The sequence below is a fragment of the Pseudomonas sp. Fl4BN1 genome, assembly GCF_009908285.1.
In the GTDB taxonomy this organism is placed as follows: domain Bacteria; phylum Pseudomonadota; class Gammaproteobacteria; order Pseudomonadales; family Pseudomonadaceae; genus Aquipseudomonas.
Genome location: NZ_JAAARM010000028.1, coordinates 1 through 21,815, shown reverse-complemented (window position 1 = coordinate 21,815; position 21,815 = coordinate 1). Strand labels below are relative to the sequence as shown.

The following is a 21,815-nucleotide window of genomic DNA, read 5'->3' as shown; positions in this document are numbered from 1 at the left end:
ACCCCTTAGAAATAACCCTGACGTTTTTTATCTTCCATCGAGCCTGCGCCATCGTGGTCGATGACCCGGCCCTGGCGCTCGGAAGTTCGCGTCAGGAGCATTTCCTGGATGATGTCCGTCAGGCTTTCCGCCTCGGACTCCACCGCGCCCGTCAACGGGTAGCAGCCAAGGGTACGGAAACGCACTTTCTTTTTGACGATGCGGGCTTTCTCTTCATCGGAGAGATGCTCGAGGATGCGCTCGTCGTCGATCATGATCAGGGTGCCGTTCTTCTCGATCACTTCGCGCTCGGCGGCGAAGTACAGCGGCACGATCGGGATGCCTTCCAGGTAGATGTACTGCCAGATGTCCAGCTCGGTCCAGTTGGACAGCGGGAACACGCGGATCGATTCACCCTTGTTGACCTTACCGTTGTAGACGTTCCACAACTCCGGGCGCTGGTTCTTCGGGTCCCAACGGTGCTTGCTGTCGCGGAACGAGTAGACGCGCTCCTTGGCGCGGGACTTCTCTTCATCGCGACGGGCGCCACCGAAGGCGGCATCAAAACCGTACTTGTCCAAGGCCTGCTTGAGGCCTTCGGTCTTCATGATGTCGGTGTGCTTGGCACTGCCGTGGGTGAAGGGGTTGATCCCCTGCGCAACGCCATCCGGGTTGACGTGGGTGATCAGCTCCAGGCCCAGCTCTTCGACCATTTTGTCGCGGAAGCTGTACATCTCCTGGAATTTCCACTGGGTGTCGACGTGCATCACCGGAAACGGCAGCTTGCCGGGGAAGAACGCCTTGCGGGCCAGATGCAACATCACGGCGGAGTCTTTACCGATGGAATACAGCATCACCGGGTTGTCGAACTCGGCGGCCACCTCGCGGATGATGTGGATGCTTTCCGCCTCCAGCTGTTTCAGATGCGTCAGTTTGTCGACCATGGCTACTCACGAAAGCTTTCTTATGGACGGCCAGCGGGCCGTGTTCGAGCGGGGCATGCTAGCACAGCGACCTGCTTCTAATCAGGGCGCCAACTAGAACGAAACGATATATGAATATACCGCCCGGTTAGGCATCAAAACACCTGACCTGGCGGCCGGTGTAGGAGCTGGCTTGCCAGCGAAGGTGCTTTCAGACGCACCTCAAGACTACAGATCTTTTCGCCGGCAAGCCGGCTCCTACATGGGGTCAGATTGGGTTGGGGCAGTCGATGAACAGGTGCTCCAGGGCGAAACGCCGGGCCAGGTAATCACCCAGGGCCTGGACGCCATAACGCTCGGTGGCGTGATGGCCGGCGGCGATAAAACTGACGTCGTTTTCCCGAGCGCTGTGGAAGGTCTGCTCGGAGGCCTCGCCACTCAGGTACAGGTCGACACCGGCCTCGATCGCCTGGTCGATGTAGCCCTGGCCACCGCCGGTGCACCAGCCGACCCGCCGGATCATCTCGCTGCCCTCGATCAGCAGTGGCTCACGACCCATGACTTCCTGCACCCGACGAGCAAAGTCACGTGGGGTCATCGGCTCACTGAGAGAACCCACCAGTCCGACAATCTTGGGGTCCTGCGGATCCAGCGGACCTTCCACGGTGATATCCAGTTGCCGCGCCAGCTGCACGTTGTTGCCCACCTCCGGGTGCAAATCCAGGGGCAGGTGATAAGCCAGCAGGCTGATGTCGTGCTTGAGCAGGGTTTTCAACCTACGCTGCTTCATACCGGTAATGCAGGGGTTCTCGCCTTTCCAGAAGTAGCCGTGATGCACCAGCACCAGGTCGGCCTTGGCTTCCACTGCAGCGTCCAGTAACGCCTGGCTGGCCGTCACGCCACTGACGATACGCATGACTTGCGGACGCCCTTCGACCTGCAGGCCATTGGGGCAGTAGTCGGCGATGCGTGAACTGCCCAGGTAGCGGTCCGCTTCTTCCACCAGTGTACTCAGGGCAACGGCCATAAAAGACTCCTAAATATCCCGTTCAGAGGCGCGCACGGCCTCGTATAATGCGCGACATTATGGGCCGTGCGCAGCCCTTCGTAACCACCCAGGACTTGCTCAATGCTCAAGGCTCTGCGTTTTTTTGGCTGGCCATTGCTGGCCGGCATACTTATCGCGTTGTTGATTATTCAGCGTTACCCACAATGGGTCGGCCTGCCCAGCCTGGACGTCAATCTGCAGCAAGCTCCGCAAACCACCAGCACCCAGCAGGGCCCCGTGTCCTATGCCGATGCGGTGGTCATTGCCGCGCCTGCAGTGGTCAATCTGTACACCACCAAGGTCATCAACAAACCTGCACATCCATTGTTTGAAGACCCACAGTTCCGACGTTTCTTCGGTGACAACCTGCCCAAGCAGCAGCGCATGGAGTCGAGCCTGGGCTCCGGGGTGATCATGAGTCCCGAAGGTTATCTGTTGACCAACAACCACGTGACGTCCGGCGCCGAGCAGATCGTGGTGGCCCTCAAGGACGGACGCGAAACCCTGGCCCGGGTGATCGGCAGCGATCCGGAAACCGACCTGGCAGTGCTCAAGATCGACCTGAAGAACCTGCCCTCGATCACCGTCGGCCGCTCGGAAAGCGTCCGCGTCGGCGACGTTGCTCTGGCCATCGGCAACCCGTTCGGGGTCGGCCAGACCGTGACCATGGGCATCATCAGCGCCACCGGGCGCAACCAGTTGGGCCTGAACAACTACGAAGACTTCATCCAGACCGACGCGGCAATCAATCCGGGCAACTCCGGTGGCGCACTGGTGGATGCCAACGGCAACCTGACCGGGATCAACACCGCGATCTTCTCCAAGTCCGGCGGCTCCCAGGGCATTGGTTTCGCCATCCCGATCAAACTGGCCATGGAAGTGATGAAGTCAATCATCGAGCACGGCCAGGTGATCCGTGGCTGGCTGGGGATCGAAGTGCAGCCGTTGACCCAGGAACTGGCGGAGTCCTTTGGCCTCGCCGGGCGCCCCGGCATCGTGGTCGCGGGTATCTTCCGCGACGGCCCGGCGCAGAAAGCCGGCATGCAACTGGGTGATGTGATCCTCAGCATCGACGGTGAGCCCGCCGGTGATGGTCGCCGCTCGATGAACCAGGTGGCACGGATCAAACCGATGGAAAAAGTCTCGATCCAGGTGATGCGCAACGGCAAGGAGCTCAAGCTGACGGCAGAAATCGGCCTGCGTCCGCCGCCCGCACCGGTCAAAGAAGAAGAGTGAATGTGCGCCCGGCCATGCCGGGCTAACAACATGCATTCTCATTAGTCATGTTATATTGTTTCAATATTGCTATTGGAACAGCCTGATGACGCCCCGAAAAATCCTCCCCCTGGCAGGCCTGACCCTCGGCCTGCTGGCAGACCCCCTGCTCGCCGAAGAACCGCAGTCGCTGGAGCTGGAAACCACCCGCATCACCACCGAATACGAATCTGCCACCGGCCCGGTCAAAGGTTATCGGGCCACTCGCTCAGCCAGTGCCACCAAGACCGACACAGCCATTCGCGACATCCCACAGTCCATCAGCGTGATCCCCGCCAGCGTGCTCAAGGACTTGGGCAGCAGCAACGTCGAGCGCGCCTTGGAGTTTGCCGGTGGGGTCTCCAAGCAGAACAACTTCGGCGGCCTGACTCTGTATGAATACAGCGTGCGCGGCTTCACCACCTCGGAGTTCTACAAGGACGGTTTCAGCGCCAACCGCGGTTATCCCAGTACTCCGGACGCCGCCAACATCGAGCGCATCGAGGTGCTCAAGGGGCCGGCCGCCAGCCTCTATGGCCGTGGCGACCCCGGTGGCACGGTGAACATCGTCACCAAGAAACCCCAGCCTGAAGCGTTCGCCACCCTGCAAACCAGCGCCGGCAGCTGGGACCGCTACCGCACGGCCCTGGACCTCAACACCCCGCTGGATGCCCAGGGCAACCTGTTGTCTCGGGTCAACCTGGCGGTGGAGGACAATCACAGCTTCCGTGACCACGTGGACAGTCATCGGGTATTCGTCGCACCGTCCTTCAGTTGGCAGTTGAACCCGGACACCAGCCTGCTGCTGGAAAGCGAGTTCGTGCGCCACAGCTCGACCTTCGACCGCGGCATCGTCGCCCCCGACAATCGCTGGAGCGGAGTCTCGCGCTCGACCTTTCTCGGCGAGCCCAACGACGGCAACATCGACAACCACAACAACATGCTCCAGGCGACCCTCGAGCATCACCTCAACGACCGCTGGAAGCTGCGCCTGGCCAGCCACTACAAGGAAGGCAAACTGTGGGGCTTCGCCTCGGAAGCCCGCCCGTTGAATGCCGACCAGCACACAGTCAATCGGCGTTACCGTGAGCGCGACAACAACTGGCACGACAGCATCACCCAACTGGAACTGCGCGGCCTGTTCGACATCGGCAGCTGGCAGCACGAGCTGCTGATCGGCAGCGAATACGAGAACTACCGCAAGAACGAGCGGGTCACCACCCTCGCCGGCGGCGCCTATGCCATCGATATCTACGACCCGATCTACGGCCAGGCCAAGCCCAACGGCAAACGCTCCGGCACTGATTTTTTCGAGCATGTCGAAAGCCAGGCCCTGAACCTGCAGGACCAGATCATCTTCACTGACCGTCTGCGGGGCATGGTCGGCGCCCGCGTCGAACACTTCGAGCAAAAGATCGACGACCACACCACCAGCAAGCGCAGCCGCCAGCGCCACGACGCCCTGACCCAACGCGCCGGCCTGCTCTACCAACTGACCCCGCAAGTGGGGGTGTTCGCCAACGCCTCCACCTCGTTCAAGCCCAACAACGGGCTGGATGCAGCTGGCAAGACCTTCAAACCTGAGGAAGGCGTCGGTTATGAAGTGGGGATCAAGAGCGAGCTGCTCGACGAGCGCCTGAGCGCCACCCTCGCCGCCTTCCATATCGACAAGGAAAACGTCCTGGCCCTGGACCCCGGCACCGACTCCAGCCGCGCCGCGGGCAAGGCCCGCAGCCAAGGCTTCGACGTGCAGGTCAGCGGCCAACTGACCGATGCGCTCAGGGTCATCGGCGCCTATGCCTTGATCGATGCCAAGGTCACCAAGGGCGATCGGGCGATCCCCGCCGGCAGCCGCATGCTCGGCGTGGCCAGGCACAGCGGCAGCCTGCTGGGGGTGTATGAGTTCCAGGACGGCCACCTCAAAGGCTCGGACATCGGCGCCGCCCTGACCTATGTCGGCGATCGCTCGGGCGAGTCCGGCGGCAGCTTCGAACTGCCGGCCTATCGCACCCTGGATCTGCTGGCCCACTACAAAGCCAGCGACAAGCTCACCCTGGGCCTGAACCTGAACAACCTCTTCGACGAGAAGTACTACGAGCGCTCCTACAGCAACTACTGGGTCAACCCCGGCGAGCCGCGCAACTTCACCGTCAGCCTGACACTCAACCTGTAAAAGGGAATCACCATGCAACAGCGCAAATCAATCTTCCTGCTCGGCCTGCTCGCCGCACTGTGCACCACCCAGGCCTCGGCCCACGGCCTGTGGACCGAACAGCGACGGGGCAATATCGAAGTGATCTACGGCCACGGCGCCGAAGACGACGCCTTCAAGGCCAAGAAGGTCAGCGGTGCCTGGGCCTATGACGGCGCCGCCAGAATGATTCCGGTGAGCGTGCAACGCCTGGCCGACCACGCACGCCTGCAGCCACTCAAGCCCCCGGCGGTGCTGGCGGTGGCACTGGACAACGGTCCGTGGTCGCAGACAGCGGACAAACGCTGGGTTAACCAGGGGCGCAGCAAAGTCCCGGGGGCCATCGCCTCGACCCACACCTTCAAGTACAGCCTGGCGATCTATCAACCGGGAGCGAAGCTTCCCAAACTGGAACAGCTCAAGCTGGTGATCCTGCCCGAAGTCGACCCACTGACCGTAGGCCCGGGCAAGAACCTGCCAGTGCGGGTGCTGCTGGACGGACAGCCCGTGGCCGGGGTGAAGTTGATCGGTGATTACCGTAATGCGCCAAGCACCCTGAGCACCGAAACCGATGCCCAGGGACGCGCTCAAGTGCTGGTGAGGAATGAAGGTTTGAACGTGATTGCCACAGAGCTGGAGGTTCCGCTCAAGGACAACCCGGATGTGGCATCACGCGGTCTGTTCAGTTCCCTGACCTTCCTCGGCGAGCCGCACCACGAAGAGTGATGCGGCCGCATCAGGCTCCAGGCACCTGGACTACAGGTCGCCCAGCCCGTCGATCAGCGCCTGGTTCTGCTCCGGCGTACCGATGCTGATCCGCAGGAACTGGGCGATCCGCTCCTGCTTGAAGTGACGCACGATCACCCCCTGCTCCCGCAGCTTGGCGGCAAGACCCGCCGCGTCGTGCTGTGGATGCCGGGCAAAGATGAAGTTGGCCGCCGATGGCAGCACCTCGAAACCCTTGGCTTGCAACTGCGCCACGACCCACTCACGGCTGGCTATCACCTGCTGGCAGGTCTTGGTGAAGTACTCGCGATCCTCGAAGGCTGCCGCCGCGCCGACAATCGCCAGGCGATCCAGCGGATAGGAGTTGAAGCTGTTCTTGATCCGCTCCAGGGCTTCGATCAGGTCCGGGTGGCCCACCGCAAGGCCTACTCGCAGCCCGGCCAGGGAGCGGGATTTGGACAGGGTCTGGGTCACCAGCAGGTTCGGATAGCGATCCACCAGGCTGATAGCCGTCTCGCCGCCGAAATCGATATAGGCCTCGTCGACCACCACCACCGAATCCGGACTGGCCTTGAGGATCTGCTCCACGGCGTCCAGGGCCAGCAGGCAGCCCGTCGGCGCGTTCGGGTTGGGGAAGATGATCCCGCCATTGGGCTTGGCGTAGTCGGCTACACGAATCTGGAATTGCTCATCCAGCGGCACCGCTTCGAAATCGATGCCGTACAGGCCGCAATACACCGGGTAGAAGCTATAGCTGATATCCGGGAACAGCAGCGGCTGATCCTGTTGCAGCAAGCCATGGAAGATGTGCGCCAGGACTTCATCGGAACCGTTGCCGAGGAACACCTGGTTGCCCTGTACTCCGTAGTAGCTGGCCACCGCCTGCTTGAGCAGGTCGCTGTTGGGGTCGGGATAGAGACGCAGGTTGTCGTTGAGCTCCGCCTGCATCGCCGCCAGGGCTTTGGGCGAAGGACCGTAGGGGTTTTCGTTGGTGTTGAGCTTGACCAGCTTGGTCAGCTTCGGCTGTTCGCCCGGCACGTAAGGCACCAGGTTCTTGACGAATGGACTCCAGAATTTGCTCATGCTCATTGCCCCTGATCTTGATCGTCGACGATGCGGTATTCGGCGCTGCGGGCGTGGGCAGTCAGCGACTCGCCACGGGCCAGCACCGAAGCCGTCCGGCCTAGCTCGGACGCACCCTGCTCGGAGCAGAAGATGATCGACGAGCGCTTCTGGAAGTCGTACACCCCCAGCGGTGAAGAGAAACGCGCAGTGCCGGAGGTCGGCAGCACGTGGTTCGGACCGGCGCAGTAATCCCCAAGCGCCTCGGAGGTGTGGCGACCCATGAAGATCGCTCCGGCGTGACGAATCTGCGGCAGCCAGGCTTGCGGATCGGCAACGGACAACTCCAGGTGCTCGGGGGCAATACGGTTGGCCACTTCAATCGCCTGCTGCATGTCGCAGACCTTGATCAGCGCGCCGCGGCCGTTGATCGAGGTGTTGATGATTGCCGCACGTTCCATGGTCGGCAGTAGCTTGGCGATGCTGGCTGCCACCTTGTCGAGAAACTCGGCATCCGGGCTGACCAGGATCGCCTGGGCGTCTTCGTCGTGCTCGGCCTGGGAGAACAGGTCCATGGCAATCCAGTCCGGATCGGTCTGGCCGTCGCAGACCACGAGGATCTCCGAAGGACCGGCGATCATGTCGATTCCCACCTGGCCGAACACGTGGCGCTTGGCAGTCGCCACATAGATGTTGCCCGGGCCTACCACCTTGTCCACTTGCGGCACGCTTTCAGTGCCGTAGGCCAGCGCGGCCACGGCCTGGGCGCCGCCGATGGTGAACACTCGGTCGACCCCGGCGATGCAGGCCGCAGCCAGCACCAACTCGTTGATCTCACCGCGCGGGGTCGGCACCACCATCACCACTTCGGTGACACCTGCCACCTTGGCCGGGATTGCGTTCATCAGCACCGACGACGGATAGGAGGCCTTGCCTCCCGGTACGTACAGGCCGGCACGGTCCAGCGGCGTAACCTTCTGCCCCAGCACGGTGCCGTCGGCCTCGGTGTAGGTCCAGGAATCCTGCTTCTGCTTTTCGTGGTAGCTGCGCACCCGGGCGGCAGCCTTTTCCAGGGCTTCGCGCTGAACCACGGTGATCCGCGTCAGGGCCAGTTCCAAGCGCTCACGAGGCAGGATCAGGTCCGCCATGGAGGCCACCTCCAGGCCATCAAAACGCTGGGTGAACTCCACCAGCGCCGCGTCACCGCGCTCGCGCACCGCCTTGATGATGTCCAGCACCCGCTGATTAACCGAGTCATCAGAGACACTTTCCCAGCTCAGCAAATGATCCAGATGCTGGGCGAAATCCGGGTCGGCAGCGTTGAGTCGGCGAATTGCAGTGGGAGCGGTCATAGCGAAGGCCTCATTGATTGGCGAATGCACAAAAGGGCAAGCTTGGTTTTGCAAAACTCAGGCGCCGCAAGACTACCAAGCCATCCGCGTGGGCACCTGAGCATTCTGGCTATGACGCGGATAGATGGGCGCGACTCAAGGCCGCGCATGTGAGTCAGCCGCGGTGTCGCGATTCCACTGCCTTGCGCAGGGTGTCGATCAACGCCTGGATACGGGCGTGCTGCATCTTCATCGATGCCTTGTTGACCACCAGGCGAGAGCTGATGGTGGCAATCAGTTCCTGGGGCTCCAGACCGTTGGCCCGCAGGGTGTTGCCGGTATCGACCACGTCGATGATCTTGTCTGCCAGACCGATCAGCGGCGCCAGCTCCATCGAGCCGTAGAGCTTGATGATATCCACCTGACGGCCCTGCTCGGCATAGTAGCGCTTGGCTACATTGACGAACTTGGTGGCGACCCGCAGACGGCCCTTGGGCTCGACTGCACCAATGGCGCCAGCAGTCATCAGCTTGCACTGGGCAATCTGCAGGTCCAACGGCTCGTACAGGCCCTGGCCGGTGTACTCCATCAGGACGTCCTTGCCGGCCACCCCGAGGTCGGCGGCGCCATGCTCGACATAGGTCGGCACATCGGTGGCGCGCACGATCAACAGGCGAACATCGTCCTGGGTCGTGGGGATGATCAGTTTGCGGCTCTTGTCCGGATTCTCGGTTGGCACGATGCCCGCTTCAGCCAGAAGCGGCAACGTGTCGTCGAGGATACGGCCCTTGGACAGTGCGATGGTCAACATGAGTAACGTAAGTCCTTATGCGGCGACTGATGCCCGGACGCAAACGGCGCCAGACATGCGTCGAGCCTGAAGACAGGCTCGACGTGGAACTGATTCGGCTGTGGGCACCTCCCTGTGCCCCTGAAGCAATTAACCCGGTACGCGGCGGATCTTCGCGCCGAGCATCTGCAGCTTCTCTTCGATGCACTCGTAACCACGGTCGATGTGGTAGATGCGGTCGATCAGGGTATCGCCTTCGGCCATCAGGGCCGAGATCACCAGGCTGGCCGAAGCCCGCAGGTCGGTGGCCATGACTGGCGCGCCCTTGAGGATTTCGGTACCGGTGACGATCGCGGTGTTGCCTTCAACCTGGATCTTGGCGCCCATGCGGTGCAGTTCGTACACGTGCATGAAACGGTTTTCGAAGATGGTCTCGATGACTGCGCCAGTGCCTTCGGCAATCGCATTCAGGGAGATGAACTGCGCCTGCATGTCAGTCGGGAACGCCGGGTATGGCGCAGTACGCACGTTGACCGCCTTGGGGCGCTTGCCGTGCATGTTGAGCTCGATCCAGTCGCTGCCGGTGGTGACTTCAGCACCCGCTTCCTTGAGTTTTTCCAGCACTGCTTCAAGGATGGTCGGATCAGTGTCCTTGACCTTGACCCGACCGCCGGTGACCGCTGCGGCCACCAGGTAGGTGCCGGTTTCGATACGGTCAGGCATGACTTTGTAGATCGCCGGATGCAGGCGCTCGACACCATCGATGGTGATGGTGTCGGTACCGGCACCAGAAATCTTCGCACCCATGGCAATCAGGAAGTTCGCCAGGTCCACGACTTCAGGTTCGCGAGCGGCGTTCTGCAACACGCTGCGGCCCTTGGCCAAGGCAGCGGCCATCATGATGTTCTCGGTACCGGTCACACTCACGGTATCGAAGAAGAAGTTCGCGCCGCGCAGGCCACCCTCAGGCGCCTTGGCCTTGATGTAGCCGCCTTCGACGTCGATTACCGCACCCATGGCTTCCAGGCCGCGGATGTGCAGGTCCACCGGACGCGAGCCGATGGCGCAACCGCCAGGCAGGGCCACTTCAGCTTCGCCGAAACGGGCAACCATCGGTCCCAGTACCAGGATCGAGGCGCGCATGGTTTTCACCAGCTCGTACGGGGCCACCAGGGTCTTGATGGTGCGCGGGTCGATTTCGACGCTGAGTTTCTCGTCGATCACCGGCTCGATGCCCATGCGACCGAACAGCTCGATCATGGTGGTGATGTCGTGCAGGTGCGGCAGGTTGGCCACAGTGACCGGGCCATCGCACAGCAGGGTTGCCGCCAGAATCGGCAGCGCGGAGTTCTTGGCCCCGGAAATACGGATCTCGCCATCAAGGCGAACGCCGCCGGTAATAATCAATTTATCCATAACAGTCTCGACGCCCTTGGGCTCAGGTGCGCTCGGCCCAGGCCGCGCGGCTGAAAAATTTCATAGTGATCGCGTGGATGCTGCCATCGGCAATCCATGGATTCAAATGGGCATAGATGCTTTGCTGACGCTTCACCGGGCTCAAGGCCGACAGTTCGTCGCTAATCACGTTCAGCTGAAAGTTGCAGCCTTCGCCCTCAACTTCTACCTGAGCTTCGGGCAGCTTTCCTTCAAGAAAGCTCTTCACTTCGTTGGCCTGCATGCTCAACCTCAATCGGCGCCCTGTGCGCGCGGGTCGGACATCATACAAAAAAGCCCCGCGCCTGCGAACCCCGCATAGCAGGACTCTGACGGGGGGCTTCTATATAGATGTGGGTTACACGGTTCTGAAGCTAGGGATGGGCGAAGATCTCGGTCACCCCGGAAACCTCGGCGATCTCGCGCATGTCCTCGGGCAGAGCACGAATACTCACCGCCTTGCCGAGACCCTGGGCATCACGGATGAACGCCAGCAACAGGGCAAGACCGACGCTGCTGGACTTTTCCACCGCCGAGCAATCCAGTACCAGCGCCGACGCCGGGCTCGACTTGATCAGCGCCTGGCCCTGCTTGCGCAGGCCCGGGCCGCTGCGGTAGTCCAGCACGCCACTGATCAGCAACTCTCCAGCATCACCAAGGCGTACGGCGGAGTCACTCATTGCGCAGCCTTTTGTGCAGTGCCTTCGGTAGCTTCCTTGGCCTTGGCCACTTCGCCAGCCCAGCCGTCGATGGTCTTGTCCAGATTATTGCCGTTGCGCTGCATGGCATCGGCGAACTGATCACGGAACAGCTTGCCGATATTGATGCCGTTGATGATCACGTTACGCACTTTCCACTCGTCGTTGAGCTTTTCCAGGGTGTAGGACACCGGGTAGATCGCCCCGTTGTTGCCCTTGACCTGCATATCAACGCTGGTACGGGTGCCGCTTTCATCCTTGGCCGGAGAAACCGTGATGCCCTGGTTGTTGTACTCCAGCAAGGCGTTGCCATAGAACTGCATCAGGCTGCGCTTGAAGTTCTCCTGGAAACGCGCCATCTGCTCCGGCGTGGCCTTGCGCGAATACTTGACGGTCATGATGCTGCGGGAGATGCCATCGGCGTCCACCACAGGACCGACAATGCCGTTCAAGGCGTTGTAGAACTCGCTAGGGCTTTGCTTGTACTTCTCTTTATTGGCTGCCAGGTCGGCGAGCAGACGGTGGGTCGTGTCCTGCACCAGATCATGCGCGGAAGGCGTCCCCGCCGCGTTGGCCAACAGCGGCAAGGCCGCCAGCAGCACCAACAGACCACGTCGCAAGGTAGAGATCATCGAAAAACTCCTCATTTGGCGTCTTTGCTAACGGTATTGAGCAGGAATTTACCGATCAGGTCCTCCAGTACCAGCGACGACTGGGTGTCGTGGATGGTTCCACCATCCTTGAGCAAGGCTTCTTCCCCGCCCACGCTGATACCGATGTATTTCTCACCCAACAGGCCAGCAGTCAGGATAGATGCAGTAGAGTCAGTCGGCAGATTATCCACACGTTTTTCCAACTGCATCGTTACCCGGCCAGTGAAGCTGTCACGATCCAGATCGATCGCCGTGACCTTGCCGATGGTCACGCCGGCCATGGTCACTTTAGCCCTGACCGTCAAACCGGCAATATTGTCGAAGTAGGCATAAAGCTTATAAGTATCGGTGCTCGCTGTCGGAGACAAGCCACTGACCCGCAGGGCAAGCAACAGCAAAGCCAAGATGCCAGCCAGCAAGAATAGGCCGACACCGATTTCCAGGGTGCGGTTTTGCATCAGAAATCTCCAAACATCAAGGCGGTCAGAATAAAGTCCAAGCCGAGTACGGCCAACGAGGCATACACCACGGTCTTGGTAGTGGCACGGCTGATCCCCTCTGAGGTGGGCTCACAGTCGTAGCCTTGGAATACGGCGATCCAGGTCACTACAAAGGCAAAAACAATACTTTTGATCACACCGTTGAGCACATCACCGGTGAAGGTCACGCTGTTCTGCATATTCGCCCAGTAGGAGCCGTCATAGACCCCCAGCCAGTCGACAGCCACCCAGGAACCGCCCCAGATCCCCACGACACTGAAGATAATCGCCAGCAAGGGCAGGGAAATGAAACCGGCCCACAGACGTGGCGCAATGATGTACTTGAGCGGATCGACACCGATCATCTCCAGGCTGGAGAGTTGCTCGGTGGACTTCATGTTGCCGATTTCCGCGGTCAACGCCGAACCGGCACGCCCGGCGAACAGCAGCGCAGTGACCACCGGCCCCAACTCCCGCAGCAAGGTCAAGGCAACCATCTGCCCAACCGCCTGCTCCGAACCGTAGCTGGAGAGAATATTGAAGCCCTGCAGCGCCAGCACCATGCCGATGAAGATCCCGGACACGACAATGATCACCAGGGACATCACCCCCACCGAGTGCAACTGCTTGACCAGCAGGCCGAAACTGCCGCCGATGCCGCCACGCCCCAGCAGCGCATGAAACAGGAACAGCGTGGAACGCCCCAGTACCGCCAGGACATCGATGCCCGAGCGACCGAAGAGGCGAACCCTCTCGATTAGCGATATTTTGCGCATCAGCGCTTCCCCAGAAGATCTGCGCGGTAATCCGACGCTGGAAAGTGAAACGGTACCGGGCCGTCGGGATCGCCCTTCATGAACTGACGGATACGTGGATTATCGGAGTCCAGCAGTTCTTCGGGAGTTCCCTGGCCCAGTACCTGGCCATCACCCACTACATAGAGGTAGTCGGCAATGCTCGCGGTTTCTGCAAGATCGTGGGAAACCACAATGCTGGTAATACCCAGGGCATCGTTGAGCAGACGGATCAGGCGCACCAATACGCCCATGGCGATCGGATCCTGACCTACGAAAGGCTCGTCATACATGAGTATCTGCGGATCCAGGGCGATGGCCCGGGCCAGGGCGACCCGGCGCTTCATGCCGCCTGACAACTCGTCGGGCATCAGGTCGATGGCGCCGCGCAGGCCGACTGCCTGCAACTTGAGCAGGACGATGTCACGAATCATCTCGTCCGGCAGTTGGGTGTGCACCCGCAATGGAAAGGCCACGTTCTCGAAGACGTCGAGGTCGGTAAACAGCGCGCCACTCTGGAACAACACGCCCATTTGCTTGCGCGCGTCGAACAGATCGCTGCGCGAGAGGGTCGGCAGGTTCTGGCCGTTGACCCACACTTCACCGCCGCTGGGCCGCAGTTGCATGCCCATCAAGCGCAACAGGGTGGTTTTCCCGCAGCCGGAAGGCCCCATGATCCCGGTGACCTTGCCCCGCGGAATACGAATATCCACGTTATTGAAAATGCTGCGCGTACCGCGCTTGAAGGACAGTCCCTTCAGCTCGACCGCGTAAGCGTTATCGGCACTCATCTAAACTCCTTGCGATGCAGCCTATCACTCGGACGCTTGGCTCCCTGCCGGGAGTACATGCCTCTGGGCAGGCCGAACTGGCGGCGAACTATATCACTGCTGATACGGAGCCCCCAAGGCCGAAGCCGCCACCGTTCAGGTCGACGACAGGCAAAATAGGAGGATTCCTAGCAAGCAGTAGACAAAGGCTGACGAACTTGCGTGAGGGATTTGCTCATTACCGCTATAATCGCCGCCTTTTCATCGGGCTATACGATTTCAGACATGAGCCAATCCAGCGACCTGATTCAATCAGCACAACGCACCATCCGCCTCGAACTTCAGGCAGTAGAAGGCTTGCTGCCCCATATCGACGCAGATTTCGTACGCGCTTGCGAGATGATTCTGGCCAGCAAAGGCCGCGTAGTAGTGGTCGGCATGGGCAAATCCGGGCATGTCGGCAACAAGATCGCCGCCACCCTGGCGAGCACCGGCACCACGGCTTTCTTTGTCCATCCAGCCGAGGCCAGCCACGGCGATATGGGCATGATCACCCGTGACGACGTGATCCTGGCCCTCTCCAACTCCGGCTCCACCAACGAAATCGTCACCCTGCTGCCGCTGATCAAGCGCCTGGGCATCCAGTTGATCAGCCTTACCGGCAACCCAGAGTCCCCGCTGGCCAAGGCCGCCGATGTCAACCTCAACGTCCACGTCGAGCACGAAGCCTGCCCGCTGAACCTGGCGCCAACCTCTTCGACCACTGCCGCCCTGGTGATGGGCGACGCCCTGGCCGTGGCCCTGCTGGAAGCCCGCGGCTTCACCGCCGAAGACTTCGCGTTCTCCCACCCAGGCGGAGCCCTGGGCCGCCGCCTGCTGCTCAAGGTCGAGAATGTCATGCACGAAGGTTCCGACCTGCCACACGTGCAGCGGGGCACCCTGCTCAAGGACGCACTCATGGAGATGACCCGCAAGGGCTTGGGCATGACCGTCATTCTGGAAAACGATGGCCGCCTGGCCGGGATTTTCACCGACGGCGATCTGCGTCGCACCCTGGATCGCGCCATTGATATTCATCACGCCACCATCGACTCGGTCATGACCCCTCATGGCAAGACTGCACGTGCCGATATGCTGGCCGCTGAAGCCCTGAAAATCATGGAAGACCATAAAATCAGCGCCCTGGTGGTGGTGGACAAGGAAGACCGGCCGATCGGCGCCTTGAACATGCACGACCTGTTGCGCGCGGGAGTCATGTAATGAATACCGACCTGCTGCAACGCGGTAAAAACATCAAGCTGGCGATTTTTGACGTCGACGGCGTACTGACCGACGGTCGCCTGTACTTCCTCGAAGACGGCAGCGAGTTCAAGACCTTCAACACCCTAGACGGCCAGGGCATCAAGATGCTCATGGCGGCCGGGGTGCAGACCGCGATCATCAGCGGGCGCAAGACCCCGGTGGTGGAGCGTCGGGCCAAGAACCTGGGGATCCCCCACCTGTATCAGGGCCGCGAAGACAAACTGGTGGTACTGGACGAACTTCTTGCCCAACTCAACCTAAGCTATGAACAGGTCGCCTATCTGGGCGACGACCTGCCCGATCTGCCGGTGATCCGCCGTGTCGGCCTGGGCATGGCGGTCGCCAACGCAGCGGGTTTTGTTCGTGAACACGCCCACGGCACCACCGTGGCTCGCGGCGGCGAAGGAGCTGCCCGAGAGTTCTGCGAGCTGATCCTGCGCGCCCAGGATCGCCTTGAAGCAGCCAACGCCGCTTACCTATAGAGCCTTCCAATGCTGAGTAAAAAGATTCGCAACATACTGATCTTCGGGACTATCGCCCTGCTGTTTGCAGCGGTCGGTTACTGGAACATCAGCCCTGAACGTTTCCTCGACAAGCCCGTGGTACAGGTCGACGAAAACGCCATCGACTATTACGTGATCAACGCCCGCAGCGTGCAGTATTTGCCCGACGGCAAGCTGCAGTATGAAATGACCTCGGACAAGGTCGAGCACGTCAAGGCCAGCGAAGTGACCCTGCTGACCAAACCGGACCTGCAGATGTACCGCGGCACTACCTTCCCCTGGCATGTCCAGAGCGAGCGCGGCGAAGTCAACCCGGACGGCACTGAAGTCGAATTGATCGATTCGGTACGGGTTTCCCGCACCGACGAAAGAAATCGCAACCTGCTGATCACCACGACCCGCATGACAGTATTCCCGCAGAAGCAATATGCGCAGACCGAGCAAGCCGTTAGAATTGACGGCGCCGGCGGCGTGACTACGGCGAAGGGAATGAAAGCGTATTTGAAAGACGGCAGGATGAACCTGCTATCGAACGTAAGAGGACAGTATGAGGCTCGTTAAAACCCTCCCGATTTTGCTCAGTCTGGGCGCAGCACTGGGAAGCGTGAGCGCCTGGGCTCTGCCGAACGATAGCCAACAGCCAATCCGCATCCAGGCCGACGACGCCCAGCTCGATGACAAGAATGGCGTGGCCACCTACAAGGGCGATGTAATCATCACCCAGGGTTCGATGAAGATCACCGGCAACACCGTGACCATCACCCGGTCAAAAACCGGCGAAATCGACGTGGTGACCTCCGTGGGCAACCTGGCGTATTTCGAGCAACTGCAGAAACAGACCGACCCGAAACCGGTCCAGGCCTACGCCGTGACCATCCAGTACCATGCCCAGCAGAACCGCATCGTACTGATCGACAAGGCCAAGGTTATCAACGACGGCAACACCACCGAAGGCGAGAAAATCGTCTACGACACCGTCAAGCAAGTGGCTAACGCCGGTCGCGCCAATGGCACCTCGGTCACCGCGCCGCGTCCGCGGATCGACATGGTCATCCAGCCGAAAAAGAAAACCGACGAGCAAAAGGCCCAGTAATGGCAACTCTAAAAGCCCAGCACTTGGCCAAGAGCTACAAGAGCCGCCAGGTCGTGCGTGATGTCAGCCTGTCCATCGACAGCGGTCAGATCGTCGGCCTGCTCGGCCCCAACGGTGCCGGCAAGACTACCTGCTTCTACATGATCGTCGGCCTGGTCCAGGCCGATCAGGGCCGCGTCCTGATCGACGACCTGGATGTCAGCCACCAACCGATGCACGGCCGTGCCCGCGCGGGTATCGGCTATCTGCCCCAGGAAGCCTCGATCTTCCGCAAGCTGTCGGTGGCCGACAACATCATGGCCATCCTCGAGACCCGCAAGGAACTCGACAAGGCCGGTCGCCGTCAGGAACTGGAAAGCCTGCTGCAGGAATTCCACATCAATCACATCCGCGACAACCTCGGCATGAGCCTGTCCGGCGGTGAACGCCGCCGAGTGGAAATCGCCCGGGCCCTGGCCACCGCCCCCAAGTTCATCCTTCTGGACGAACCGTTCGCCGGTGTAGACCCGATCTCGGTTGGCGACATCAAGCAGATCATCCACCACCTGAAGGCCAAGGGCATCGGGGTACTGATCACCGACCACAACGTCCGGGAGACCCTGGACATCTGTGAGACCGCCTACATCGTCAACGACGGGCAACTGATCGCCGAAGGCGATGCCGAGACCATCCTGGCCAACGAACTGGTCAAGGAAGTCTACCTGGGCCATGAGTTCCGCCTGTAAGGGCTGAGGTGTTGGGCTGGACGCCAGAGCGCCGGGAACAATAAATCCCTACAAACTTTATTGTTACAGCGCTCTAGGCAAACACTTCAGTTTCAGGCATATAATTTGCTTATGTTTGGCGCTCCGGCGCCCTGTAGTGGATGGCGCATGTGCGCCGGCAAATAAGGTGTTAAGCCCCTGCCATGAAACCATCGCTAGTCCTGAGAATGGGCCAGCAGCTGACGATGACACCGCAGCTGCAACAGGCCATCCGCCTGCTCCAATTGTCGACCCTGGACCTGCAACAGGAAATCCAGGAAGCGCTGGAGTCCAACCCGATGCTCGAACGCCAGGAAGAAGGCGACGACTTCGACAACAGCGATCCTTTGGCCGACAACACCGAGTCCAAGCCCAACACCGAGATCCAGGAACCCTCCTACCAGGAAACCGCCCCTACGGTGGATAACCTCGAGGACGGTGAGTGGAGCGAACGCATCCCCAACGAACTGCCGGTGGATACCGCCTGGGAAGATGTCTACCAGACCAGCGCCAGCAGCCTGCCTAGCAGCGATGATGACGAGTGGGACTTCACTACCCGCACGTCGGCCGGTGAAAGCCTGCAAAGCCACCTGCTCTGGCAACTGAACCTGGCTCCGATGTCGGACACCGACCGCCTGATTGCCGTAACCCTGATCGATTGCATCAACAATCAGGGCTACCTGGACGAAACCCTCGAGGAAATTCTCGAGGCCTTCGATCCCGAACTGGACATTGAGCTGGACGAAATCGAAGCCGTCCTGCACCGCATCCAGCAATTCGAACCGGCCGGTATCGGCGCCCGCAACCTGGGCGAATGCCTGCTGTTGCAATTGCGCCAACTGTCGACGAAAACTCCTTGGCTGAGCGAAGCCCAACGCCTGGTCAGTGACTACATCGACCTGCTGGGCAGCCGCGACTACAGCCAACTGATGCGCCGCATGAAACTCAAGGAGGACGAGCTGCGCCAGGTCATCGAGCTGGTGCAGAGCCTCAACCCGCGTCCAGGCTCACAGATCGAATCCAGCGAAGCCGAATACGTAGTTCCGGACGTCATCGTGCGCAAGGACAACGAGCGCTGGTTGGTGGAGCTGAATCAGGAGTCCGTGCCACGCCTGCGAGTCAATGCCCAGTACGCCGGTTTTGTGCGTCGGGCCGACACCAGCGCCGACAACACCTTCATGCGCAACCAGCTGCAGGAAGCCCGCTGGTTCATCAAGAGCCTGCAGAGCCGCAACGAAACCCTGATGAAAGTGGCCACCCAGATCGTCGAGCACCAGCGCGGCTTTCTCGAGTACGGTGACGAGGCAATGAAGCCGTTGGTGCTGCATGACATCGCCGAAGCGGTGGGTATGCACGAATCGACGATTTCCCGGGTAACCACGCAAAAATTCATGCATACCCCACGGGGCATATATGAGCTGAAATACTTTTTCTCCAGCCACGTCAGCACCTCGGAAGGCGGTGAATGCTCGTCCACCGCGATCCGCGCGATCATCAAAAAACTGGTGGCTGCGGAAAATCAGAAAAAGCCGTTGAGTGACAGCAAGATCGCTGGTTTACTGGAGGCACAAGGCATTCAGGTAGCCCGCCGTACCGTAGCCAAGTATCGCGAATCCCTTGGGATTGCGCCTTCCAGCGAACGGAAGCGGTTGATTTGACCGCAGGGCTGGCCACAGCGTTTCAGGGGCAGGCAACCCAGCCTGCCGCTTTATGCACTGGCAACGAAGGAGAAGCTGTATGCAAGTCAACATCAGTGGACACCAACTCGAAGTGACTGAACCTCTGCGCGCTTACATCGGCGAAAAACTCGACCGGCTGGAGCGGCATTTCGACAAGATAACCAATGTGCAGGTCACCATGGCTGTCGAGAAGTTGAAGCAGAAAATCGAAGCCACCTTGCACATCCACGGTGGGGAGGTCGTCGCCAATGCAGAACATGACGATATGTATGCCGCAATCGACCTGCTCACGGACAAGCTTGACCGTCAACTGAAAAAGCATAAGGAAAAGCACCTCCACCTTCTCCAAGGCACGGGTCGCTAACACTCTCCCCCCATGATCCGACTTGAAAGTATCCTGACCCCCGGCCGTTCCTTGGTGAACGTGCCGGGCGGCAGTAAAAAACGCGCACTCGAACAAATTGCCAACCTGATCAGCCGTGAAGTGCCCGATCTGGAGATGCAGGATGTCTACGAGAGCCTGATCGCCCGTGAAAAACTCGGTTCTACCGGTTTTGGCAACGGCATCGCGATTCCCCACTGCCGCCTCAAAGGCTGCGAGTCCCCCATCAGTGCCCTGATGCACCTGGACGCACCGATCGATTTCGACGCCATCGACGGCGCCCCGGTCGATCTGCTGTTCGTCCTGCTAGTCCCGGAAGCCGCCACCGACGCACACCTGGAACTGCTCCGGCAGATCGCCAGCATGCTCGATCGCAAGGAAGTCCGTGACCGGCTGCGCAGTGCCACCAGCAACGAAGCCTTGTATCAGGTTGTTCTGGACGAGCAAAACGGTCAGTAATCATGCGCTTGATCATCGTCAGCGGCCGTTCCGGCTCAGGTAAAAGCACCGCCCTCGACGTTCTTGAGGATCACGGCTACTACTGCATCGACAACCTTCCAGCCGGCTTGCTGCCCGAGCTGGCCGAACGTGCGTTGATTCACACTGAACTGGCCCAACCGCTGGTGGCGGTATCCATTGACGCACGCAATCTGCCCAGCCACCTGTCGCGCTTCCCCGAGCTGTTGGAAGAAGTGCGCAGTCGGCATATCCAGTGCGATGTGCTCTATCTGGACGCCGATGAAGAAACCTTGCTCAAGCGCTTCTCGGAAACCCGCCGCCGGCATCCCCTGAGCAGCGCCAATCGCTCACTGGCGGAAGCCATCCACGACGAAACCCAGTTACTGGGACCGATCGTCGATCTGGCGGACCTCAAGGTCAACACCACCAATCTGAACCTCTACCAACTGCGGGATACCATCAAGCTGCGGTTGCTGAATCAGCCCGAGCCTGGCACCGCATTCCTGGTGGAGTCCTTCGGTTTCAAACGCGGCATGCCGGTAGACGCCGATCTAGTGTTCGATGTGCGCTGCCTGCCCAACCCGTACTGGAAGCCTGAACTGCGCGCCCAATCCGGATTGGACGCTCCCGTGGCCGAGTACCTGGCCGCCCAGCCTGATGTCGAAGAGATGTTCCAGGACATCTCCAGCTACCTGCTCAAGTGGTTGCCGCGCTTTGCCGCCAGCAACCGCGCCTATGTAACCATTGCCATTGGCTGCACTGGCGGGCACCACCGCTCCGTGTACCTGACTGAGCGTCTCGGCCAGGTCCTGCAAAAATCCCTGAAGAACGTCCAGGTTCGCCACCGCGACCTTAGCTGAAAGGATCTACCCCGCGATGCCAGCTCTGGAAATTGAGATCATCAACAAGCTGGGCCTGCATGCCCGTGCCTCTGCCAAATTTGTCGGTGTGGCCGGGCAGTTTCCCTGTCAGATTCGCGCCGGCAGAACCCCGGAAACCATGGTTGATGGCAAGAGCATCATGGCCATGATGATGCTCGCTGCCGGTAAGGGCACCAAAATCCACCTGAAAACCGAGGGTGAGCAAGAGCAAGAGGCACTGGATGCTCTGGTGAAACTGATCAACAACTACTTCGACGAAGGCGAGTAGCCCTCGCTGGGCCACTCGCATGCGGCACTCAGGCGAGCGCCGTGTCCATCACCATCATCAGACAAAAGCCGATACACAAGCCGAGGCTGGCGAGCTTTTCGTGACCATTGCGCCGGGACTCGGGGATCACTTCATGAGTCACCACCAACAGCATGGCACCAGCCGCCAGGGCCAGCCCCAAAGGCAAAAGCACCTCTGCCAAACTGACCAGCCAGGCGCAGAGCAAGGCAAAGACCGGCTCTACCAAGCCTGAAGCCGCACCGATCAGGAACGCCTTGACCCGCGACATCCCCGCCCCCGCCAGCACCAGGGCAATTACCAGCCCTTCCGGCACGTCCTGCAGGGCAATCCCCATGGCCAGGCTGTCCGCTTC

General features: G+C 60.4%; 26 protein-coding genes. 13 read left to right on the top strand and 13 right to left on the bottom strand.

Features of this window, described 5'->3' with window-relative positions; all coding sequences use genetic code 11:
- Positions 1–5 precede the first annotated feature (5 nt).
- A complete protein-coding gene (gene cysD / locus GV818_RS25110) occupies positions 6–923 on the bottom strand; it encodes a sulfate adenylyltransferase subunit CysD (RefSeq protein WP_161755557.1) in 918 nt (305 codons plus the stop codon).
- A gap of 247 nt (positions 924–1,170) precedes the next feature.
- A complete protein-coding gene (locus tag GV818_RS25105; RefSeq protein ID WP_161755559.1) occupies positions 1,171–1,929 on the bottom strand; it encodes a Nif3-like dinuclear metal center hexameric protein in 759 nt (252 codons plus the stop codon).
- 102 nt (positions 1,930–2,031) lie between these two features.
- On the opposite strand from GV818_RS25105, the gene algW reads away from it, so the two are divergent.
- The 3 genes from algW (at position 2,032) to GV818_RS25090 (ending at position 6,121) form a co-directional block, all read left to right on the top strand.
- Entirely contained in the window at positions 2,032–3,186 is a 1,155-nt protein-coding gene (algW, locus tag GV818_RS25100; protein ID WP_161755561.1) for a Do family serine endopeptidase AlgW, read from the top strand.
- An 85-nt stretch (positions 3,187–3,271) separates the two neighbouring features.
- Positions 3,272–5,377, top strand: a complete 2,106-nt coding sequence (locus tag GV818_RS25095) for a TonB-dependent siderophore receptor (protein WP_161755563.1) — start codon at positions 3,272–3,274, stop codon at positions 5,375–5,377.
- Between the two features lie 12 nt (positions 5,378–5,389).
- Positions 5,390–6,121: a DUF4198 domain-containing protein gene (locus tag GV818_RS25090; protein ID WP_161755565.1), complete on the top strand. Its 732-nt coding sequence runs from the start codon at positions 5,390–5,392 to the stop codon at positions 6,119–6,121.
- Positions 6,122–6,151: 30 nt separating this feature from the next.
- Here the strand turns inward: GV818_RS25090 and hisC are convergent, their stop codons facing one another.
- From hisC to GV818_RS25040, 10 genes are all read right to left on the bottom strand, one after another.
- Entirely contained in the window at positions 6,152–7,204 is a 1,053-nt protein-coding gene (gene hisC, locus GV818_RS25085) for a histidinol-phosphate transaminase (RefSeq protein ID WP_161755567.1), read from the bottom strand.
- A gap of 2 nt (positions 7,205–7,206) precedes the next feature.
- Complete coding sequence (gene hisD, locus GV818_RS25080; RefSeq protein ID WP_161777818.1) at positions 7,207–8,535, bottom strand: histidinol dehydrogenase; 1,329 nt, start codon at positions 8,533–8,535, stop codon at positions 7,207–7,209.
- A 154-nt stretch (positions 8,536–8,689) separates the two neighbouring features.
- Positions 8,690–9,325 (bottom strand): ATP phosphoribosyltransferase, encoded by a 636-nt coding sequence (gene hisG, locus GV818_RS25075; RefSeq protein ID WP_159895716.1) that lies wholly within the window; start codon positions 9,323–9,325, stop codon positions 8,690–8,692.
- A gap of 129 nt (positions 9,326–9,454) precedes the next feature.
- Complete coding sequence (gene murA, locus GV818_RS25070; RefSeq protein ID WP_161755572.1) at positions 9,455–10,720, bottom strand: UDP-N-acetylglucosamine 1-carboxyvinyltransferase; 1,266 nt, start codon at positions 10,718–10,720, stop codon at positions 9,455–9,457.
- Positions 10,721–10,742: 22 nt separating this feature from the next.
- Positions 10,743–10,982 (bottom strand): BolA family protein, encoded by a 240-nt coding sequence (locus tag GV818_RS25065; RefSeq protein ID WP_161755574.1) that lies wholly within the window; start codon positions 10,980–10,982, stop codon positions 10,743–10,745.
- 130 nt (positions 10,983–11,112) lie between these two features.
- On the bottom strand, positions 11,113–11,418 hold the full coding sequence (locus tag GV818_RS25060) for an STAS domain-containing protein (protein WP_161755576.1): 306 nt from the start codon (positions 11,416–11,418) through the stop codon (positions 11,113–11,115).
- Positions 11,415–12,068 carry an MlaC/ttg2D family ABC transporter substrate-binding protein gene (locus tag GV818_RS25055; protein WP_161755578.1) on the bottom strand — a complete coding sequence of 218 codons (654 nt, stop codon included), beginning with the start codon at positions 12,066–12,068 and terminating at the stop codon, positions 11,415–11,417. The genes GV818_RS25060 and GV818_RS25055 overlap by 4 nt, the downstream gene beginning before the upstream one ends.
- Before the next feature lie 11 nt (positions 12,069–12,079).
- Positions 12,080–12,547 (bottom strand): outer membrane lipid asymmetry maintenance protein MlaD, encoded by a 468-nt coding sequence (gene mlaD / locus GV818_RS25050; protein ID WP_011059277.1) that lies wholly within the window; start codon positions 12,545–12,547, stop codon positions 12,080–12,082.
- Positions 12,547–13,344: a lipid asymmetry maintenance ABC transporter permease subunit MlaE gene (gene mlaE / locus GV818_RS25045; RefSeq protein WP_161755587.1), complete on the bottom strand. Its 798-nt coding sequence runs from the start codon at positions 13,342–13,344 to the stop codon at positions 12,547–12,549. The genes mlaD and mlaE overlap by 1 nt, the downstream gene beginning before the upstream one ends.
- Complete coding sequence (locus tag GV818_RS25040; RefSeq protein WP_161755589.1) at positions 13,344–14,153, bottom strand: ATP-binding cassette domain-containing protein; 810 nt, start codon at positions 14,151–14,153, stop codon at positions 13,344–13,346. The genes mlaE and GV818_RS25040 overlap by 1 nt, the downstream gene beginning before the upstream one ends.
- Before the next feature lie 264 nt (positions 14,154–14,417).
- Between GV818_RS25040 and GV818_RS25035 the strand changes: the two genes are divergently transcribed.
- The 10 genes from GV818_RS25035 to GV818_RS24990 all read left to right on the top strand — a co-directional run bounded on the left by GV818_RS25035 (position 14,418) and on the right by GV818_RS24990 (position 21,442).
- Positions 14,418–15,392, top strand: a complete 975-nt coding sequence (locus GV818_RS25035) for a KpsF/GutQ family sugar-phosphate isomerase (RefSeq protein WP_161755591.1) — start codon at positions 14,418–14,420, stop codon at positions 15,390–15,392.
- On the top strand, positions 15,392–15,916 hold the full coding sequence (locus tag GV818_RS25030) for a KdsC family phosphatase (RefSeq protein WP_161755593.1): 525 nt from the start codon (positions 15,392–15,394) through the stop codon (positions 15,914–15,916). Before GV818_RS25035 ends, GV818_RS25030 begins: the two co-directional genes overlap by 1 nt.
- A gap of 9 nt (positions 15,917–15,925) precedes the next feature.
- Positions 15,926–16,498, top strand: coding sequence for an LPS export ABC transporter periplasmic protein LptC (gene lptC / locus GV818_RS25025; protein ID WP_161755595.1), 573 nt, complete (start codon positions 15,926–15,928; stop codon positions 16,496–16,498).
- The gene (gene lptA / locus GV818_RS25020; protein WP_161755597.1) at positions 16,485–17,030 is read left to right on the top strand and encodes a lipopolysaccharide transport periplasmic protein LptA; all 546 of its coding nucleotides are present in this window, start codon (positions 16,485–16,487) and stop codon (positions 17,028–17,030) included. Before lptC ends, lptA begins: the two co-directional genes overlap by 14 nt.
- A complete protein-coding gene (lptB, locus tag GV818_RS25015; RefSeq protein WP_161755599.1) occupies positions 17,030–17,755 on the top strand; it encodes an LPS export ABC transporter ATP-binding protein in 726 nt (241 codons plus the stop codon). The genes lptA and lptB overlap by 1 nt, the downstream gene beginning before the upstream one ends.
- 182 nt (positions 17,756–17,937) lie before the next feature.
- Positions 17,938–19,431, top strand: coding sequence for an RNA polymerase factor sigma-54 (locus tag GV818_RS25010; RefSeq protein ID WP_161755601.1), 1,494 nt, complete (start codon positions 17,938–17,940; stop codon positions 19,429–19,431).
- Between the two features lie 79 nt (positions 19,432–19,510).
- Positions 19,511–19,816 (top strand): ribosome hibernation-promoting factor, HPF/YfiA family, encoded by a 306-nt coding sequence (gene hpf, locus GV818_RS25005; RefSeq protein WP_161755603.1) that lies wholly within the window; start codon positions 19,511–19,513, stop codon positions 19,814–19,816.
- A gap of 12 nt (positions 19,817–19,828) precedes the next feature.
- Positions 19,829–20,293, top strand: coding sequence for a PTS IIA-like nitrogen regulatory protein PtsN (ptsN, locus tag GV818_RS25000; RefSeq protein ID WP_161755605.1), 465 nt, complete (start codon positions 19,829–19,831; stop codon positions 20,291–20,293).
- A 2-nt stretch (positions 20,294–20,295) separates the two neighbouring features.
- Positions 20,296–21,153, top strand: a complete 858-nt coding sequence (gene rapZ, locus GV818_RS24995) for an RNase adapter RapZ (protein ID WP_011059266.1) — start codon at positions 20,296–20,298, stop codon at positions 21,151–21,153.
- A 16-nt stretch (positions 21,154–21,169) separates the two neighbouring features.
- Positions 21,170–21,442, top strand: coding sequence for an HPr family phosphocarrier protein (locus GV818_RS24990; protein WP_161755607.1), 273 nt, complete (start codon positions 21,170–21,172; stop codon positions 21,440–21,442).
- A gap of 28 nt (positions 21,443–21,470) precedes the next feature.
- On the opposite strand, the gene GV818_RS24985 is transcribed toward GV818_RS24990, so the two are convergent.
- On the bottom strand, positions 21,471–21,815 hold a 345-nt coding region (locus GV818_RS24985), incomplete at its 5' end, for a ZIP family metal transporter (RefSeq protein WP_161777817.1).

Coding starts and splice junctions, on each gene's coding strand:
- GV818_RS25040 (WP_161755589.1), bottom strand. CDS start 14,153: ATGAGTGCCGATAACGCTTACGCGGTCGAGCTGAAGGGACTGTCCTTC.
- GV818_RS25105 (WP_161755559.1), bottom strand. CDS start 1,929: ATGGCCGTTGCCCTGAGTACACTGGTGGAAGAAGCGGACCGCTACCTG.
- hisD (WP_161777818.1), bottom strand. CDS start 8,535: ATGACCGCTCCCACTGCAATTCGCCGACTCAACGCTGCCGACCCGGAT.
- hpf (WP_161755603.1), top strand. CDS start 19,511: ATGCAAGTCAACATCAGTGGACACCAACTCGAAGTGACTGAACCTCTG.
- ptsN (WP_161755605.1), top strand. CDS start 19,829: ATGATCCGACTTGAAAGTATCCTGACCCCCGGCCGTTCCTTGGTGAAC.
- cysD (WP_161755557.1), bottom strand. CDS start 923: ATGGTCGACAAACTGACGCATCTGAAACAGCTGGAGGCGGAAAGCATC.
- hisC (WP_161755567.1), bottom strand. CDS start 7,204: ATGAGCAAATTCTGGAGTCCATTCGTCAAGAACCTGGTGCCTTACGTG.
- GV818_RS25065 (WP_161755574.1), bottom strand. CDS start 10,982: ATGCAGGCCAACGAAGTGAAGAGCTTTCTTGAAGGAAAGCTGCCCGAA.
- GV818_RS25035 (WP_161755591.1), top strand. CDS start 14,418: ATGAGCCAATCCAGCGACCTGATTCAATCAGCACAACGCACCATCCGC.
- GV818_RS25030 (WP_161755593.1), top strand. CDS start 15,392: ATGAATACCGACCTGCTGCAACGCGGTAAAAACATCAAGCTGGCGATT.
- hisG (WP_159895716.1), bottom strand. CDS start 9,325: ATGTTGACCATCGCACTGTCCAAGGGCCGTATCCTCGACGACACGTTG.
- GV818_RS24990 (WP_161755607.1), top strand. CDS start 21,170: ATGCCAGCTCTGGAAATTGAGATCATCAACAAGCTGGGCCTGCATGCC.
- GV818_RS25095 (WP_161755563.1), top strand. CDS start 3,272: ATGACGCCCCGAAAAATCCTCCCCCTGGCAGGCCTGACCCTCGGCCTG.
- GV818_RS25060 (WP_161755576.1), bottom strand. CDS start 11,418: ATGAGTGACTCCGCCGTACGCCTTGGTGATGCTGGAGAGTTGCTGATC.
- algW (WP_161755561.1), top strand. CDS start 2,032: ATGCTCAAGGCTCTGCGTTTTTTTGGCTGGCCATTGCTGGCCGGCATA.
- mlaD (WP_011059277.1), bottom strand. CDS start 12,547: ATGCAAAACCGCACCCTGGAAATCGGTGTCGGCCTATTCTTGCTGGCT.
- lptB (WP_161755599.1), top strand. CDS start 17,030: ATGGCAACTCTAAAAGCCCAGCACTTGGCCAAGAGCTACAAGAGCCGC.
- lptC (WP_161755595.1), top strand. CDS start 15,926: ATGCTGAGTAAAAAGATTCGCAACATACTGATCTTCGGGACTATCGCC.
- mlaE (WP_161755587.1), bottom strand. CDS start 13,344: ATGCGCAAAATATCGCTAATCGAGAGGGTTCGCCTCTTCGGTCGCTCG.
- GV818_RS25090 (WP_161755565.1), top strand. CDS start 5,390: ATGCAACAGCGCAAATCAATCTTCCTGCTCGGCCTGCTCGCCGCACTG.
- GV818_RS25055 (WP_161755578.1), bottom strand. CDS start 12,068: ATGATCTCTACCTTGCGACGTGGTCTGTTGGTGCTGCTGGCGGCCTTG.
- murA (WP_161755572.1), bottom strand. CDS start 10,720: ATGGATAAATTGATTATTACCGGCGGCGTTCGCCTTGATGGCGAGATC.
- lptA (WP_161755597.1), top strand. CDS start 16,485: ATGAGGCTCGTTAAAACCCTCCCGATTTTGCTCAGTCTGGGCGCAGCA.
- rapZ (WP_011059266.1), top strand. CDS start 20,296: ATGCGCTTGATCATCGTCAGCGGCCGTTCCGGCTCAGGTAAAAGCACC.
- GV818_RS25010 (WP_161755601.1), top strand. CDS start 17,938: ATGAAACCATCGCTAGTCCTGAGAATGGGCCAGCAGCTGACGATGACA.